The following is a 19,707-nucleotide window of genomic DNA, read 5'->3' on the forward strand; positions in this document are numbered from 1 at the left end:
CTTTTCAACCTTTTAATCTCTCTGCAATATGAAAACATACTTTACAATAAAAAATTTGACGGTAAGTCAAAGATTTTTAGGGTTGCTATTGCTTTTAATGGTCTTTTCTAACTCATATGCGCAAAACGTATGTCGTCCAACTTCGCAAACAAATAGCCAAGCAGGTGTATTATGTATAGGGATGAGTATTGTTGATCCTGGAAAGGCAATTGACAATGATCCAACTTTAACTACATACGCATCATTAACAAATGCTGTTGGATTACTGTGTTTTGTTGAAGAAACTTTTGTTCTCAATCAAACAGCAAAAGCAGGCGACCAAGTAGTGATATATTTTACTACAGGTAATGGAGTGTTAGATGTCTCATTATTATCTAACGTTTCACTTCAAGGTAAATTTAATGGAACTGATGTGGGACCAGTAGTTCCTTTGAACAGTCCATTATTGAACCTTAATTTGCTATCTGCAAATGGTATTGCACAGATAAAGTATACTGTACCAAATGATACAAATCAAATTAAAATTCAGGTTGGAGGACTTTTAAATTTATTAGTGAACTTAAAAATTTATGATGTTCGTTTGGATTTTGTGAAACCAACAATTGTTGGAGGAGCATCTCAAACAGTATGTTTGGGACAATCCACTACGCTTTCTGCTACAGCAGCAGCAGGAACATCAATTGCATGGTATAGTTCACTAACTTCCACAACTCCGTTGTCTACGACTGGAAGTTATACTACACCAAATTTAACAACTCAAACGACCTATTATGTAAGTGTTTCAAGAAATGCAGGATGTGAAGGGGATGAACGTACACCAGTTGTGGTGGATATAATTAATCCTATTGCCCCTGCTATTAGTACTGTTGGAACAGCAATTTGTTCTGCAACACCTACACAATCTACAACCTTGTCTGTTGTTAATCCAGTACTAGGAACTAGTTATAGTTGGTTTACTACATCTACTGGAGGCGTAGCTTTACAGACCGGTAATACATATTCACCAACAGTTGCATTAGGAGTTACTACTTATTATGTAGAAGCTTCTATCGGACTTTGTAAAAGTGCCACACGAACACAAGTTAATGTTACTGCTACAGCAATACCAGCCTTACCTACAGTTTTAACACAGAGTGTTACGATTCAATCAGGGCAGAATGCAACTTTAACAGCGACAACTTCTGAACCAGGTGTTGTTATTGATTGGTATGATGTTCCAACAGGTGGATCTGCCTTAATCAATAATTCTAATACTTTTACAACACCAATATTAACAGCAACAAAAACATATTATGTTGAGGCAAATCATTTAACAACAGTTTGTGTTAGTCCAACTCGTGTTCCCATTACAGTAACAGTTCTTACAGGAGTACCAGCAAATTGTTTGGCAGCTAATAGTCAACAAACAAATCAAAATGGTCTATGTTTATTTTGCGGATCTACTAATCCAGATTATTCAGTAGACAATGATAACAATACTGCTGCTAGAATTACTGTACCAGTAGGACTGATTACTGGTTGGATACAACAAACATTACAATTTAGTACCGCTGGAAAAGTAGGTGATATTATAGATGTCGAACTAGGTATTCCCGGTGGATTATTAGATTTAGGTGTTTTAAGTTATATCACATTAGGAACCTATAACGGAGCAACCTATAATAATGATAGAGTAGCTATAAATAACCCTCTTTTAAATGTTCAGCTATTAGCAGGAGGACGTTTCCGTGCAAGTTTTGTAGCCGGAGCAACCTTTGATCGTATTGAAATTCGATTAGGTGGCTTAGCATCTGTATTAACTAGCCTTGATATTTATGGTGCAACCTATAGATTCAAAGCCCCAACGATTTCTGGAAATGCTACAATATGTAATGGACAATCCACAACATTAACAGCCGCCGCAGGTCTAGGGGAAACAATCAATTGGTATGATGCCATGACGGGTGGTACTTTATTGAGTAATACAGCTGCATACACGACTCCAACTTTAAATGCGACCACTACTTATTATGTTGAAATAACACGTGGTAGTTGTGTCAATAGCGAAAGACTACCAGTTCAAGTAACGGTAAATAATCCAATTGCGCCTGTAGTAGACGCTTTAGGAACAAATATATGTGCTGGACAAACAACAACATTAACAATTCCTTCTCCAGTAGTAGGAACAACATATAATTGGTATGATGCTGCAACAGCCGGTACTTTATTAGGAACAGGAACAAGTTTTACAACTTTGGCATTAACAGCAGATAAAAGCTATTATGTTGAGGCAGTAATTGGAACCTGTATAAGTCCTACACGTACACCAGTAAATGTTGTGGTGAAACCTTTACCATTAGCACCAACTGTGGCTTCTCAAACAGTAACAATCCAATCTGGACAAAGCGTAGTTCTACAAGTAAGCAGTGCAGAGGCAGGAGTAGTGTTTGATTGGTATACAACAGCAACTGGAGGTTCACCAATAGCAACTGCTACTAGTACTTATACTACACCATCACTAACAGTAAATACAACCTATTACGTTGGAACTAGAAACTTAGCCTCAGGCTGTACAAGTTCAACAAGAACAGTAATAAATGTAATTGTGATTTCTACACCTGCTGGAGGCTGTTTAACAGCTAATAGTCAAATACCAAATCAAAACGGTATTTGTTTAGCTTGCGGTGTCACAAATGATGGTGACTCAGTAGATGGAAATAACAATACTGCAGCACACCTTTCTATCCCTGTGGGATTATTAGGAGGATGGATTCAACAAACGTTGCTATTTGGCTCTACAGGTAGATCAGGAGATATTATTGAAGTAGAGTTGGGTATACCAACAGGACTTATAGATGTAAGTGCATTATCTTATATTAGTTTAGCTACTTATAATGGAGTAAACTTCAATAATGACCGTACACCAATAAATTCTGGACTATTAAATGTACAATTATTAACAGGTAATCGATTTAAAGTAAGTTTTATTGCTGGAGCAACATTCGATCGTGTTGAAGTTCGATTAGGTGGTTTGGCAACATTGTTAACAGCTTTAGATATATATGGAGCTTCATATAGATATCCTGCGCTAACGGTTACTGGAGCCACAGCCCCTATATGTGCTGGACAAACAGCAACGTTAATTGCAACGGTTACCGGAGGAGATATAGTCAATTGGTATGATGTACCAAGTGGAGGAGTAGCGCTAGCAACAAATACAGCAACCTTTACTACACCAACTTTAAATGCAACGACTACTTATTATATAGAAGTAAGTCGTGCAGGTTGTATAAATAGTATTCGTCAGGCAGTAACAGTGAATGTCTTGTCAATTCCTATTGCAACAGATGTTACCATTGCGAGTAGCCTAACAGCTTCATGTGCAGGAGATATTGTACTGACTCCAACAACAACTGTGGTAGGCGGACAATTTAAATATTATACAACACAACTTAAAACACAGGAAATTACAACAGGATATGCTGGACATCCAGGTGTTACATATTTAAAAAATCCAACTACAGGATCTCTTACCATTAGCGGGTTAAATGCAACAGGGACGCCTTATAATTATTATGTTTCTGTAGCCGCAGGCGGACTTTGTGAAAATGAAATTAATACCTTAAAACAGGTAACAGTAAATTTCCCAGCAAGTACAGTTTTAGATGTAACAACTCCATTGAGTGGATGCGCTAAAGTAAATCTAAAAGATGCTATTTTAAATTTTGATATAACAGGGAATACAACCTATACCTTTTTTGATGCGTCAAACAATCCTATAACAGCTCAAGTAGCAGCCAATATAACAACTGGAGGTATATACTATATACAAGCACAAGCGAATAATGGTGATTGTCCATCAGTAAAAAAACCAGTAACAGTTGTTGTTAATCCATTACCAACATTAACGGTGTCTAGTGCGCCATTAGTGGTAAATATTGGATCAACAGTAATATTGAATGCAACATCAAATGCTCCATTTGTATGGTATGATTCTCAAGGAAATGTATCATCAAATGTAGTAGGACCATTTACAGCAGCAGGATTTTATACTTTTACAGTAATTGCTTCAAATGGAACCTGCTCAGTATCTGCAACAGTATTAGTCAACGTTATTGATCCTGATAGCTGTCCATTATTAACAGAAAGAGTATATGCATCTATGCAAAGTTCTGGATCTATCATTACTGGTGGAGTTACAAATGGCCCAGCAGCAGTAGATGGAAATCCACAAACCTACTCAACCATAACAACAGGTTTAGGTCTATTAGGTATTGGTACAACATGGCAAAATCTACAATGGACAAATACAATTGCAAAAGGAACTCCAGTAACAGTGAAATTAGGATCTGCCTATAGCGGAGTAACTTTAGCTGGTGGAGTATCAATTGTAGGAACTAAGCGAGATGGTTTAGGTAATCCGATTGATATTGGTGTTTTACAATCAATATCAGGATCATTATTAAATTTATTATCCGGGCAAAATACATTTGAATTTACTTTTGTTCCTTCAAATACATCAGGACCTCAAGATTATGATGGTATCCGAATTTCATCAGGAGCACTACTTAGTGTTGCTCAAAATACAAATGTATATGATGCATATTATGATCAATCAGTTTCGACAATAACTTGCGGACAAGGAGATATTGAAGATATATTCTATGGAGCAGTAGATTTAGGAATTGGTGCATTAACAGCGACAGTAGGTGTAACCGATGCTTGGAAAATTGCAGACAATGATGTGTCAACTTACGCAACAATGTTTACAGGCGTGGGAGTATTAGCAGCGGCAGATTTGACAGTGTCATTTAGAACACCGACAATTGTTGGAGATACCTTGAGATTAGTAGTTTCTAAACCAGGAACTGTTTTAGGAGTAAATTTATTAACAGGATTCAGCATACAACGTTTCTTAGGAAATGTTGAAGTAGGAGCACCAATTAATAACACAAGTACATTATTAAGTATTAAATTATTAAGTGGAGGCTCAATGGCTATGGTAATTGTATTCCCACAAGCAGAACCATATGATCGTGTTAGAATTAGATTAGGTGGTGTTGCAGGAGTATTAGATTACCTTAGAGTACACAGTATTGATCGTGTGACCAATACGAAAGTTGTAGGTGGAGATATTAATAATAAAGTCATAGCCTGTCCAGGAGATCCAATAACCTTAGAAGTCCCGCCAGATGCTTGTGCAAATTATATTTGGTATGATTCTCCAATTGGTGGAAATGTAGTTGCAAATGGCCCAACATATTTTGTTTCGGCAACATTATCTCCAGGAATTCATAAATTCTATGTTCAGCCAGTTCGATACGGTTGTGAAGCTTTATCAAGAGGTGAAGTAACCGTTGAAATTAAAGCTACAACACCAGTAAACACTGTAGCAAGTGTAACAATAAATGGAGGAACATCAACAACAATTTGCGCAGAAGATGGAAATGTAACATTGCTAGCGACATTAAATGCATTACCAGTATTGACTAACCCAGTATACCACTGGTATAGTTTTAATGGTACAACAAGTACTTTAATCGTTGGTCAAACAACTCCACAATTAGCAATTACAGGATTAGTTCCTGGAACCTATACTTATTTTGTAGGAGTAAGTTCAGATGAATATTGCGAAACAGCAGAACCAGATAGAAAATCGGTAACGTTTACAATTTTACCATTCTCTAATACAGATGATATAACCGTAAATAATGCATCAATTTGTCAAAATCAAGATGCAATATTAACACCGTCAAGTACCTTGTTAAATCCAGTATTCTCTTGGTATTTAGATAATAATAAAACACAACCTATAATAAACGGAGCAGTAATTGGCGGTATTACATATACAGTTAGTGCTACAGGAGTTTTAACAGCTGCTGGATTAACAAGTGTAATGAGTCCAGTGACTTATTATGTAGCTGTTGCAAGCGACAATACATGCCCGAATAAAAATGGGGAATTAAAAATTGTGACTGTTATTGTAACAGATCCGGCTACACCAACGACGGATGATACAACGCAAGATTTCTGTCAAGCTAACGGCCCAACAATAGCAAGCATTCAAGTGAATGAGCCAAATGTTGTTTGGTATAATGTACCAACAGGAGGAACGGCTTTAGTGTCAACAACACCTTTGATTAGTGGAACCTATTATGCAGCATTAGTTGATGCAGGAACAAGTTGTGAGAGTTCAGTTCGTTTACTAGTTACAGTAACTGTAACGGACCCAGTGACACCAACAACAACTAATGATACACAGGATTTCTGCCAGGCAAATAATCCAACGGTGGCTAGCATTCAAGTGAACGAGCCAAATGTAGTTTGGTATAATGCGCCAACGGGTGGAGCAATAGTAGCGCCAGGGACGGCTTTAGTGAGCGGAACCTATTATGCAGTTTTAGTTGATGCCACAACAGGATGCGAAAGTTCAATTCGATTACTAGTAACAGTAATAGTAAATGATGCAGCTACACCAACAACAACTGATACTACTCAAGATTTCTGTCAAGCAAATGATCCAACAGTGGCTAGTATTCAAGTGAATGATCCAGGCGTAATATGGTATAGTACCCCAACAGGAGGAACAGCTTTAGTTTCAACAACACCTTTGGTTAGTGGAACCTATTACGGAGCATTAGTAGATGCAATAACAGGATGTGAGAGTTCAGTTCGTTTAGCGGTAACAGTAACAGTAAATGATACGGCTACACCAACAACAACTGATACTACCCAAGATTTCTGTCAAGTGACTAATCCAACGGTAGCGAATATCCAAGTAAATGAGCCAAGCGTAATTTGGTATGACGTTCCAACGGGAGGAACAGCTTTAGCTTCAACAACAGCCTTAGCTAGTGGAACGTATTATGGAGTATTAGTAGATGCAATAACAGGATGTGAGAGTTCAGTTCGTTTAGTAGTAACAGTGATTGTGAATGATGCAGCTACACCAACAACTACTGATACTACCCAAGATTTCTGTTTAGCAAATAATCCAACAGTGGCTAGTATTCAAGTGAATGAGCCAGACGTAATATGGTATGGTACTCCAACAGGAGGAACAGCCTTAGCTTCAACAACTGCTTTAGCCAATGGAATTTATTATGGAGCATTAGTAGATGCAACAACAGGATGTGAGAGTTCAGTTCGTTTAATGGTAACAGTGACTGTGAATGATGCAGCTACACCAACAACAACTGATACTACCCAAGATTTCTGTCAAGTTACTAATCCAACAATAGCGAGTATTCAAGCCAATGAGCCAGGCGTAATTTGGTATGGTACTCCAACAGGAGGAACAGCCTTAGTTTCAACAACTGCTTTAGCCAATGGAATATATTATGGAGCATTAGTTGATGCAACAACAGGATGTGAGAGTTCAATTCGCTTAATGGTAACAGTGACTGTGAATGATGCAGCTACACCAACAACAACTGATACTACCCAAGATTTCTGTGAAGTTACTAATCCAACGGTGGCTAGTATTCAAGTGAATGAGCCAGGAGTAATTTGGTATAATGTATCAACAGGAGGAACAGCCTTAGCTTCAACAACAGCTTTAGCAAATGGAATTTATTATGGAGCATTAGTAGATGCAACAACAGGATGTGAGAGCTCAGTTCGTTTAGTGGTAACAGTGACTGTGAATGATGCAGCTACGCCAACAACAACCGACACTACCCAAGATTTCTGTCTAGTAAATAGTCCAACGGTTGCGAGTATCCAAGTGAATGAGCCAGGCGTAATTTGGTATAGTACTCCAACAGGAGGAACAGCCTTAGCTTCAACAACAGCATTAGCAAGTGGAATATATTATGGAGCATTAGTAGATGCAACAACAGGATGTGAGAGTTCAGTTCGTTTAGTAGTAACAGTGACTGTGAATGATACGGCTACACCAACAACAACTGATACGACCCAAGATTTCTGTCAAGTGACTAATCCAACAATAGCGAGTATTCAAGCCAATGAGCCAGGCGTAATTTGGTATAATGTACCAACAGGAGGAACAGCCTTAGCTTCAACAACAGCTTTAGCAAGTGGAATCTATTACGGAGCATTAGTAGATGCAATAACAGGATGTGAGAGTTCAGTTCGTTTAGTAGTAACAGTGACTGTGAATGATGCAGCTACACCAACAACAACTGATACTACCCAAGATTTCTGTCAAGTGTCCAATCCAACAGTAGCGAGTATCCAAGCCAATGAACCAGGTGTAATTTGGTATAGTACTCCAACAGGTGGAATAGCTTTAGTTTCAACAACTGCTTTAGTAAGTGGAACGTATTATGGAGCATTAGTAGATGCAACAACAGGATGTGAGAGTTCAGTTCGTTTAGTAGTAACAGTAACTGTGAATGATGCAGCTACACCAACAACAACTGATACGACCCAAGATTTCTGTCTAGCAAATAATCCAACAGTGGCTAGTATCCAAGCGAATGAGCCAGGCGTAATTTGGTATAGTACTCCAACAGGAGGAACAGCCTTAGCTTCAACAACAGCTTTAGTAAGTGGAATCTATTATGGAGCATTAGTAGATGCAACAACAGGATGTGAGAGTTCAGTTCGTTTAGTAGTAACAGTGACTGTGAATGATGCAGCTACGCCAACAACAACTGATACTACTCAAGATTTCTGTCAGGTAAATAATCCAACGGTGGCTAGTATTCAAGCCAATGAGCCAGGAGTAATTTGGTATAGTACTCCAACAGGAGGAACAGCCTTAGTTTCAACAACAGCTTTAGCAAGTGGAACCTATTACGGAGCATTAGTAGATGCAATAACAGGATGTGAGAGTTCAGTTCGTCTAATGGTAACAGTGACTGTGAATGATGCAGCTACACCAACAACAACTGATGCTACTCAAGATTTCTGTCAAACAACAAACCCAACGGTGGCTAGTATTCAAGCGAATGAGCCAGGTGTTATATGGTATAGTACTCCAACAGGCGGAACAGCATTAGCTTCAACTACACCTTTAGTGAGTGGAATCTATTACGGAGCAATCGTAACAGGTGGTTGTGAAAGTTCAGTTCGCTTAGTGGTAACAGTTACAATTACAAATCCTGCTACACCGACAACGAATGATACAACACAGGATTTCTGTCAAATAACAAATCCAACGGTGGCTAGTATTCAAGTCAATGAGCCAGGAGTTGTATGGTATAGTACCCCAACAGGTGGAATAGCTCTAGCTTCAACTACACTTTTAGTAAGTGGAACCTATTACGGAGCGATAGTAACTGGAGGTTGTGAGAGTTCAGTTCGTTTAGTAGTAACAGTAACAATTACGGATGGACCTACACCAACAACAACTGATACTACCCAAGATTTCTGTCAAGCAACGAATCCAATTGTGAGCAGTATTCAAACGAATGAGATTGGTGTTATATGGTATAATACTCCAACAGGAGGAACAGCCTTAGCTTCAACTACACCTTTAGTAAGTGGAATCTATTATGGAGCATTAGTTAATGCAATAACAGGATGTGAAAGCTCAATTCGTTTAGTAATTACGGTTACAGTTACAGATGCAGCTACACCAACAACGACTGATACTACCCAAGATTTCTGTCAAGATTCTAATCCAACGGTGGCTAATATTCAAGTGAATCAATCAAACGTTGTATGGTATAGTACTCCAACAGGAGGAACGGCTTTAGCCAGCAATACACTTCTAATTGAAGGGACTTATTATGCGGCTTTAGTGGATGCAACAACTGGTTGCGAGAGTTCAATACGTTTAGCAGTTGTCGTAAACTTCTTTGATCAAACAAATGCAGTTATTACAGGAGGGGATGGTAGTGCTTGTGTATTTGAACAAGTAACATATACAACTACTGCAGGAATGTCAGATTATGTTTGGGTTGTAGACGGAGGAACTGTAATTAGTGGTGGTTCAACAGTAGACAATACAATAACAATATCTTGGACAAATATAGGAGCTGCTTCAGTAAGCGTATCGTATACAAATGTGAATGGTTGTAACAACGATACTTTTGGTACACTGGATTTAACAGTAGCAACATGTTCTGATATTACAATTACTAAAACAGTTGATAATCCAACACCGCTAATTGATGATAATGTAGTATTTACAATTAAAGTCAATAATGTAGGATCTGGTCAATTCATAAATTTAGTAGTAACAGAGCTTTTACCAAATGGATATGCTTTTGTAAGTGCAAGTACATCAACAGGTACTTACAACCAATTATCAGGTTTCTGGTCAATCCCAACACTTAATGCAGGTCAGACAGCTACGCTTACAGTAACGGTTAAGGTTTTACCTACTGGTGAATATCTTAATACAGCTAGTATCACGACATCTACACCAGTTGATTTGAACGGAGATAATAATGAGGCCTCAGCAACAGTAGACCCACTTTGTTTGATTGTTTATAATGAATTTACACCAAATGGAGATGGATCAAATGATAACTTCAAAATAGACTGTATTGAGAAATATCCTGATAATACATTAGAGATATTTAATAGATATGGAAATCTTGTATACAAAACAAGAGGATACACTAATAATTGGCAAGGAACAATTAATGTGAAAGACGCAATTATAGGAAATGATAATAATTTACCAACAGGAACTTATTATTATGTACTTGATACAGGTGACGGTATTACTAAAAAAGGATGGGTATACATCATGAGATAAGTATGGACTTCTATGAAGGTTAGCTTATTGCTAACCTTCTTGAAATTACTAAACTAAAAAATTAAAAAGTATGAAAATCAGTACCATAATAAAAGAAAAATACTTTCTATTAGTATTTGTGATGACTTCAGTAGTTGTTACCGCACAACAAAGTCCACAATACACTCAGTATATGTATAATACCATGGCCGTTAATCCTGGATATGCAGGTTCTACTGGATCTTTGGAAGTAATAGCATTGCACAGATCACAATGGGTGGGAATATCTGGAGCACCACAAACACAGAATTTGGGAATCCATTCCCCATTAAGTAATGATAAAGTTGGATTAGGACTTAATATTATTAATGATAGATTAGGTCCATCTAATGAAATTACGGTAGATGGGAATTTCTCCTATACTTTACAAACGGGATACGATACTAAGCTTGCTTTAGGTTTAAAAGCTGGGGCAAGAATGTTAAACGTAGACTGGTCTAAAGGACGATTCTATGACAATAATGATGTTTTATTAAACACAAATATCAATAATAAATTTATGCCCTCAATCGGAGCCGGTGCCTATCTATATTCAGATGTATGGTATGCAGGATTGTCCATCCCAAATTTTATCCGATCTGATTATTATAATGATGTGAAAGAATCTGTGGTTTCAGATCAATTACATTTCTATGTAATGGGGGGATATGTATTTAATTTATCAGAAAGTCTGAAATTCAAACCAGCACTTTTGGCAAAAATTGTAAACAATGCTCCATTAACTGTAGATGTATCTGCAAATTTTATGATACAGGAAACGGTTACTTTAGGAGCTTCATATAGATGGGATGATTCTGTAAGTGCATTGGTAGGATTCCAAATTTCACAAAGCTTCTTTGCGGGATATTCCTATGATTACTCTGTAACAGATTTTAACAAGTACAATAGTGGTTCACATGAAATTGTTTTAAGATTTCAAATGCCACAGAAATCAAGTCGTATCAGATCACCAAGATTCTTCTAAACTAAAAAGCCATGAAAAAAATAATTACTATAGGTTTGTTTTTCTGTATGACCTTCGGTTTTGCACAACAAAAATTGAAAATGGCCGACAAACTATTTGCTGACCTCTCTTATATTGAAGCGGCTAAAGTTTATGAAGAATATCTAAAAGATGTAGATAAACCAGGTGTTCAGACATTAAGAAACATTGCTGATTCCTATTATTTTGTGGATGATAGCAGAAATGCACTGAAATATTATAAAAGACTATATGACGTACAAGGCGATAACTTGACAGACCTATGTTTTTTACGATATATTCAAGCAATGAAAGGTGTTAGAGACTACGATCAGGCAGATGTATTAACGAAAGAATACCTTAAAAGAAAAGGGAATGACAAAGAAATAGCTCATTATCTTTTAGAGAAAAAAGGATTTGATAGTGTACGTCAAGCTCCAGTTTTATATAAAATTAAAAACTTAGATAATAATAGTACAAAATCTGATTTTGGAACTGTTTTTTATAAAGATAAAATTGTTTTTGCATCGAGTAAAGACACTACAAGATTTAATAATAAACTGTATTCTTGGAACGAACAACCATTTTTAGACTTATACATTGCTGAAAGAAGTATGGCTGATGGATCTCTGTTCAATGAAAGTTTTTTCATGCCAGAAATATCATCAAATTATCATAATGCAACCTTGACGTTTTCATCAGACTGGAAAACGATGTACTATACAACGAATAATACAAAAGGTAAGCGAAAACTATTAAATGATAAAGGAGGAACAAATAATCTTCAAATCTTAAAAATTACACTTGATGATGCCGGTAAGATTGTAAAAAGAGAAGGAATGCCATTTAATAGTGATTCTTATAGTGTTGGACACCCTTGTTTAAGCCCAGATGGGAAATGGTTATTTTTTGTTTCTGATATGCAAGATGGATATGGAGAAAGTGATATTTATGTTGTGGAAGTCTTTGAAGATGGTACAACTAGCTCTCCTCGAAATTTAGGAGATCAGGTGAATACTATTGGAAGAGAAATGTTTCCATATTTTGTAGATGGAGTTTTATATTTCTCATCCGATGGACATTATGGATACGGAGGTTTAGACATATTTGAAAGTAAGATGAATGGTCGATTTAATTTTTCTACACCGACAAATTTAGGAGAGCCTATCAATAGTAATAAAGATGATTTTGCTTTCATTATTGATAAAACATCTAAATATGGATATATTTCCTCAAATAGAACGATGGGGAAAGGTGATGATGATATTTATTCTTTTACAAAATCTAAATCAATCTGTAATCAATCAGTATCTGGAAAAGTTATAAATGAAACCTCAAAAATAGCTATTGAAGATGCAACAGTAAAAGCATACGATCAATTTAATGATTTGGTTGCAGAATCTACAACTAAAACAGATGGAACTTATGAAATGTCCCTTCCTTGTAATACGGTCTATAAGGTAATTGCTTCAAAAGAAAAATATAGTGTTGATCAAAAATCAATTACAACGAAATCTGGAGAACCAATGAAAAATGTAGATTTCCAATTAGTCAATATTGATGATCTTATCGATAAAGATAAAGACAAAGAAAAAATCAAAATTAATCCAATCTATTTTGAATATAATAAATCGGACATAACACCTCAAGCAGCTACAGAATTAGACAAAGTTGTTTTTGCGATGGCTAAATTCCCGAATATCAAAATCAAAATAGAATCACATACAGATTCTAGAGGAACAGATTCTTATAATTTGAAACTATCAGATGATAGAGCAAAATCTACTCAAACCTATATACTATCAAAAGGGATTGATTCTAGTCGTATAGAAAGTGCAATAGGATATGGAGAAACTCAATTAGTAAATGGATGTTCAAATGGTGTTAAATGTACAGAGAAAGAACACTTAGCAAATAGACGTTCAGATTTCATTGTAATTCAAAAATAAAAGAATTATCAATTGATGAGAGAATTTTAAAATTCCCAAATAAAATACTTCTCATTATTATACACTAATAATGAGAAGTATCTAATTATAACCTGCATGAGTTCTTGTAGCCCCTATAAAAAATGTTTATATCAGTTAAGTATTGCTTTACTGATTTTCCTGTATATGAACATTAATGTTTATGGGCAAACCAAAGTTTATGCAACAAATTATGGAGCTACTTCAACAACCGTATTATTAGCAGTTGGAAGTGTTACTAATCCAGGCAATGCGATTGGAGCTAATTTATCTGCAAATTTTGCAGAATTAAATATTGGAAGCCTTGCTGGAAGTGCTTCTGCAAATCTTCAGTTGAAGTTTATTAATGGCACACAAAATTTACCAGCGGGTACATCGATTTATGTTCGTTTAGATAATACAACCAATACAGGATTATTAGGATTATTACTAGCCAGTAATGGATTTGTTGCAGCTTATAAAGACGCAGCTTCAGGAAATAGTCTTACAGATTCTTCTTCAGGTACATTAGTAACTCTTGCAAATACAGACGTTCAAGTTCTAACAATTTCGGGGGCTTCCTATGTAAAAATTACACCTACAGCATGTTTTAACTCAATTCGTCTTTCAATCAATACAGCCGGATTATTAGGGTTATTGTCTGGAGCTAATCTAAAAGTATATCATGCCTATTATGAATGTCCAACAATAACAATTCCTACACCAGCTGCAATTTGTGCAAATACTGGAACAACATTAAGCGTAACGAATCCTGCAACATGTGGAACATATAATTGGTATGACGCATCCACTGGAGGAAATTTACTAGGCTCAGGCAGTAATTTTAATACAGGTAATCTAGCAAGTACTAAAACATTTTATGCTGCATATTCTGGAATTGATTCCACATGCGGTAGAGTAGCGGTTACAGTTACGGTCAATCCGTTACCTATAGCATTTATTGTGAGTGGTTTTGGATCATATTGTCAAGGTGGAACAGGTTTGCCAATTAATTTGTCAGGCAGTGAGACCGGGGTGAATTATCAATTACAATTAGGAGGAGTAAATACAGGTTCCCCAATAGCCGGAACAGGTAGCGCTTTGGTTTTTCCATTACAAACAGCTATTGGTACCTATACCGTTGTAGCAACAAATACTACAACAAACTGTGTTGCGACGATGAGTGGTAGTACACCAATTAGTATTAATCCGTTACCAACACTATTTACAGTCAGTGGAACTGGATCATTCTGCCAAGGTGGAACTGGATTAGCAATTAATCTATCCGGTAGTCAAACGGGTGTAAATTATCAGTTACAATTAGGTGGAGTCAATACGGGTTCTCCAATGGCGGGAACAGGAAGTGCATTTGCATTTCCTTTACAAACTATCGCAGGCGTTTACACTGTTATAGCGACCAATAGTAGTACAACTTGTACAGCAACTATGAGTAGCAGTGCAACGATTAGTATAAACCCATCTCCCACATTATTTACAGTAAGTGGTGGCGGATCTTTCTGTCAAGGCGGAACGGGATTAGCAATTAATTTATCCGGCAGTCAGACAGGTATAAATTATCAATTAAAATTAGGAGGAGTCAATACAGGTTCTCCAATGGCTGGGACAGGTAGCGCTTTGGTTTTTCCATTACAAACAGCAGCGGGCACTTATACAGTTGTAGCCACTAATGCTACAACGAATTGTGTTGCTACAATGAGTGGTAACGCTACAATTAGCATTAATCCGTTACCAACATTATTTACAGTAAGTGGTGGTGGATCATTCTGCCAAGGCGGAACGGGATTAGCAATTAATTTATCTGGCAGTCAGACAGGTATAAATTATCAATTAAAATTAGGAGGAGTCAATACAGGTTCTCCAATGGCTGGGACAGGTAGCGCTTTGGTTTTTCCATTACAAACAGCAGCAGGTACTTATACTGTTATAGCGACCAATAGTAGTACAACTTGTACAGTAACTATGAGTAGCAGTGCAACGATTAGTATAAACCCATCTCCTACATTATTTACAGTAAGTGGTGGCGGATCATTCTGCCAAGGCGGAACGGGATTGGCAATTAATCTATCTGGCAGTCAAACAGGAGTAAATTATCAATTACAATTAGGCGGAGTCAATACAGGATCTGCACTAGCCGGAACAGGGAGTGCTTTAGTTTTTCCATTGCAAACAGCAGCGGGTATGTATACAGTTGTAGCCACTAATGCTACAACGAGTTGTGTTGCCACAATGAGTGGTAACGCTACAATTAGTATTAATCCGTTACCAACACTATTTACAGTCAGTGGTAGTGGATCTTTCTGCCAAGGCGGAACAGGATTGGCAATTAATTTATCAGGTAGTCAAACGGGTATAAATTATCAATTACAATTAGGCGGAGTCAATACAGGATCTGCACTAGCTGGAACAGGGAGTGCTTTAGTTTTTCCGTTACAAACAGCAGCGGGCGCTTATACAGTTGTAGCCACTAATGCTACAACGAATTGTGTTGCTACGATGAGTGGTAACGCTACAATTAGTATTAATCCGTTACCAACACTATTTACAGTCAGTGGTAGTGGATCATTCTGCCAAGGTGGAACGGGATTAGCAATTAATTTATCAGGCAGTCAAACAGGAGTAAATTATCAATTACAATTAGGTGGAGTTAATACAGGATCTGCGCTAGCGGGAACAGGAAGTGCTTTAGTTTTTCCGCTACAAACAGCAGCGGGCACTTATACTGTTGTTGCTACTAATGCTACAACGAGCTGTGTTACTACAATGAGTGGTAACGCTACAATTAGTATTAATCCGTTACCAACACTATTTACAGTAAGTGGTAGTGGATCTTTCTGTCAAGGTGGAACGGGATTAGCAATTAATTTATCAGGTAGTCAGACGGGTGTAAATTATCAATTACAATTAGGCGGAGTCAATATAGGATCTGCACTATCCGGAACAGGGAGTGCTTTAGTTTTTCCATTACAAACAGCAGCGGGCGCTTATACAGTTGTAGCCACTAATGCTACAACGAGTTGTGTTGCTACAATGAGTGGTAGCGCTACAATCAGTATTAATCCGTTACCAACACTATTTACAGTCAGTGGTAGTGGATCTTTCTGCCAAGGCGGAACAGGATTGGCAATTAATTTATCCGGCAGTCAGACAGGTATAAATTATCAATTACAATTAGGAGGAGTCAATACAGGATCTGCATTAGCCGGAACAGGGAGTGCTTTAGTTTTTCCATTGCAAACAGCAGCGGGTACGTATACAGTTGTAGCCACAAATAGTGTAACGAGTTGTGTTGCCACAATGAGTGGTAGTGCTACAATCAGTATAAATATTTTACCGACAATTACTTTAGGAACAAACCCTAGAGTTTGTAAAGGAGTGACAATAGCTACTTTACCTTATAGTTCTACTACAGGTAATCCAATAACATACAGTATAGAATGGAATAATGCTGCAATATCTGCAGGATTTGTCAATATAAATAATAATACATTAAGTGCTACAATCGATTTAGTGATCCCTACAGGAGTACCAGCAGGAACATACAATGGTGTAGTTCGTGTGAAAAATAGTACTTGTGAAAGTATTAGCTATGCTTTTGTACTAACGCTTTACCCAAGTCCAAGTTATCCAGATTTGAGTATTGATTCAGCAACAGATTAATAAAATAGAATTCCCCAATTTAAATAACTAATTATATTAAAAACTCTACCGATGAAAACAAAAATTACAACTTTTAGAAATAGCATGGTTGCATTCCTGCTATTAGGATCTTTGCATGTTTTTGCTCAAAATCCTGTATTTCAATCTCCAATTTCAACACCAACAAATCTACAAGTTGGAACACAAGTCTCAACTGCAACTACTGTTACAGTAGTGGATGGTGCAGTACTTTTTTACAATCCAGCAACTACTGGACCAACATTTACATTGTCAGCAAGTTTAACAGATAGTGGTACACCAGTACAAACATTTACAAGTTATTCTTGGCATGAAATTACTAAGTCAGGAGGGAATGAGGTTGAAGGTACTGTATTAGGAAGTGCCCAAACTCTTGTTATTGGTTCAGCTGCTGATGGAATTGAGCCAGGTTACCATAAATATAGAGTATATGGAAATGTAGCCAATACAGGAGTATCTTGTCAGTCTGCATACGAAGATATTATTCTTTTCGTATTACCTCCATTAACAACTACAGCTGCAGTATCTAGTGGAACTTCATTTGCATATTGTACAAATAATCTTCCAGATGCCAGTACAGGTTTAGTTTTTAATCCTACAATAGTATACGATGCAGCACATCCATTGTATAATTCAGGATTTGCAAATCCTGCGGTAAGTGACTTTACATTGACATACAAATGGTATGCAATAAAAGATGGTAATACAGCTGCACCAATTGATTTAGGTACATCTTTAACAGCTACTGCTCCAATTTTTACAGATCCAGGAACTTATACATTTTTTGTAGAAGTAGAGTATATTAATACAATTAAAGATAAAGGAGCAAGAACTTATGTTACTTACAAAGGTCAAGTAATGAACGGAGCTACTGCGGTAACTGTTGTAGTTTCTCCAGCACCAGGCGCACCAACAATTACTATTACTGGAGTAACAGACTAAACCGAAATAAAGTTATTTTAATTACCTGCTAAAGTCTCTTTAGCAGGTATTTATAATTCATTCTAATGAAAATAAAAAGGCTTGCTTTTATTATTTTTTTTCTAGGTTGTTGGCAATTTATTTTAGCGCAAAATCCAACTGTAATTTGGGTTTCTCCGGGTAGTTCAGTACACTTAAGTGCAACTTCTACGGGCGCCACAAGTTACCAATGGTACTATAATGGGCAAATTATACCCGGTGCTCAACAACCACAATATACAGCAACCCAACAAGGGAATTATACAGTTGTGTCTTATAATGATGTAGGATGTACATCATCCGTATCAAATACGATTGAAATTCACTTTAATACAGCCCCATCCTCACCATCAGGACAATTAGCACAAAGTTTTTGTAGTGATCTTGTTCCTACCGTTGCAAACCTTATTGTAACAGGACAAAATATTTTATGGTATTCTTCATTAACAAGTACAACACCATTAAGTAGTACAACAGTTTTAACGACAGGTACATATTATGCTACACAAACAATTAACGGTGTTGAAAGTACTACCCGTTTGGTAGTGCATGTAACTCTTATATCAGCTAATCCACCTGGAACACCAAGTTCAGAACAATATTTTTGTTGGACAAACAATCCAACTATTGCTAATATTGTAGTCATTGGAACCAATATTAAATGGTATGATAGCCCAACAGGAGGAAATTTAATTTCATCTACACAAGCCTTAACAGATGGAACAACCTATTATGCTTCACAATCTGTATCAAATCTATTATGTGAAAGTATAAATCGATTGGCTGTAAAAGTATTCCTCAATCAATGTACTGACTTGTCTATAACAAAAGAAGTAGATATAAATAATCCTATTACAGGTGCAGCAGTTTTCTTTACGATTAGAGTTACCAATCAAACAATAATTGCAGTAACAGGTATTGAGATAAATGAAAGTATGCCATCAGGATATAATTATCTATCACATTTTACAAATTCAGGATATTACAATGCAATTGCAGGAGTATGGAATATACCAGTATTAGCAGGATTAGGCCATGCGGAACTGAAAATTAAAGCGAAAGTTTTAGCAGATGGAAATTATGTGAATGTAGCAACAATCACAGGATCTAATCCACCCGATACAAATCCAACAAATAACAGTGCTGAAGCGTCCGTGCAACCATTATGTTTGACAATTTACAACGAGTTCTCGCCTAATGGAGATGGTATTAATGAAACCTTTATGATAGATTGCATCCAAAACTATCCAAACAACAGACTTCAGGTTTTTAATCGTCTAGGGCTTTTAGTATATGAAAAACGACAATATGATAATACATGGAGAGGAACATCTTCGGTCCAAGTTGTAGGAGGATCCAATGGGAAATTACCCGAAGGAACTTATTATTATGTTCTAGATTTAGGTGATGGAAGTAAGGAAAAAGTAGGTTGGCTATACATTGCACGTTAA

General features: G+C 36.8%; 6 protein-coding genes. All 6 read left to right on the forward strand.

Annotated features, from left to right (window positions below; translation table 11 throughout):
• The first annotated feature begins 28 nt into the window (after window positions 1-28).
• Window positions 29-10,654, forward strand: coding sequence for an Ig-like domain-containing protein (locus tag P6733_RS12660; RefSeq protein WP_306353267.1), 10,626 nt, complete (start codon window positions 29-31; stop codon window positions 10,652-10,654).
• Between the two features lie 70 nt (window positions 10,655-10,724).
• The gene (locus P6733_RS12665; protein ID WP_306353268.1) at window positions 10,725-11,657 is read left to right on the forward strand and encodes a PorP/SprF family type IX secretion system membrane protein; all 933 of its coding nucleotides are present in this window, start codon (window positions 10,725-10,727) and stop codon (window positions 11,655-11,657) included.
• An 11-nt stretch (window positions 11,658-11,668) separates the two neighbouring features.
• Window positions 11,669-13,603 carry an OmpA family protein gene (locus tag P6733_RS12670; RefSeq protein ID WP_306353269.1) on the forward strand — a complete coding sequence of 645 codons (1,935 nt, stop codon included), beginning with the start codon at window positions 11,669-11,671 and terminating at the stop codon, window positions 13,601-13,603.
• 165 nt (window positions 13,604-13,768) lie between these two features.
• Window positions 13,769-17,278 (forward strand): beta strand repeat-containing protein, encoded by a 3,510-nt coding sequence (locus P6733_RS12675; protein ID WP_306353270.1) that lies wholly within the window; start codon window positions 13,769-13,771, stop codon window positions 17,276-17,278.
• 51 nt (window positions 17,279-17,329) lie between these two features.
• Window positions 17,330-18,238, forward strand: coding sequence for a hypothetical protein (locus P6733_RS12680; protein WP_306353271.1), 909 nt, complete (start codon window positions 17,330-17,332; stop codon window positions 18,236-18,238).
• A gap of 65 nt (window positions 18,239-18,303) precedes the next feature.
• On the forward strand, window positions 18,304-19,707 hold the full coding sequence (locus tag P6733_RS12685) for a T9SS type B sorting domain-containing protein (RefSeq protein WP_306353272.1): 1,404 nt from the start codon (window positions 18,304-18,306) through the stop codon (window positions 19,705-19,707).

The sequence above is a fragment of the Flavobacterium aerium genome (assembly GCF_030766725.1).
GTDB classification, from domain to species: Bacteria; Bacteroidota; Bacteroidia; order Flavobacteriales; family Flavobacteriaceae; genus Flavobacterium; species Flavobacterium aerium.

Bases quoted from the DNA above. Each gene is read 5' to 3' on its own strand.
- P6733_RS12660 (WP_306353267.1), top strand. From the start codon at position 29: ATGAAAACATACTTTACAATAAAAAATTTGACGGTAAGTCAAAGATTT.
- P6733_RS12665 (WP_306353268.1), top strand. From the start codon at position 10,725: ATGAAAATCAGTACCATAATAAAAGAAAAATACTTTCTATTAGTATTT.
- P6733_RS12670 (WP_306353269.1), top strand. From the start codon at position 11,669: ATGAAAAAAATAATTACTATAGGTTTGTTTTTCTGTATGACCTTCGGT.
- P6733_RS12675 (WP_306353270.1), top strand. From the start codon at position 13,769: ATGAACATTAATGTTTATGGGCAAACCAAAGTTTATGCAACAAATTAT.
- P6733_RS12680 (WP_306353271.1), top strand. From the start codon at position 17,330: ATGAAAACAAAAATTACAACTTTTAGAAATAGCATGGTTGCATTCCTG.
- P6733_RS12685 (WP_306353272.1), top strand. From the start codon at position 18,304: ATGAAAATAAAAAGGCTTGCTTTTATTATTTTTTTTCTAGGTTGTTGG.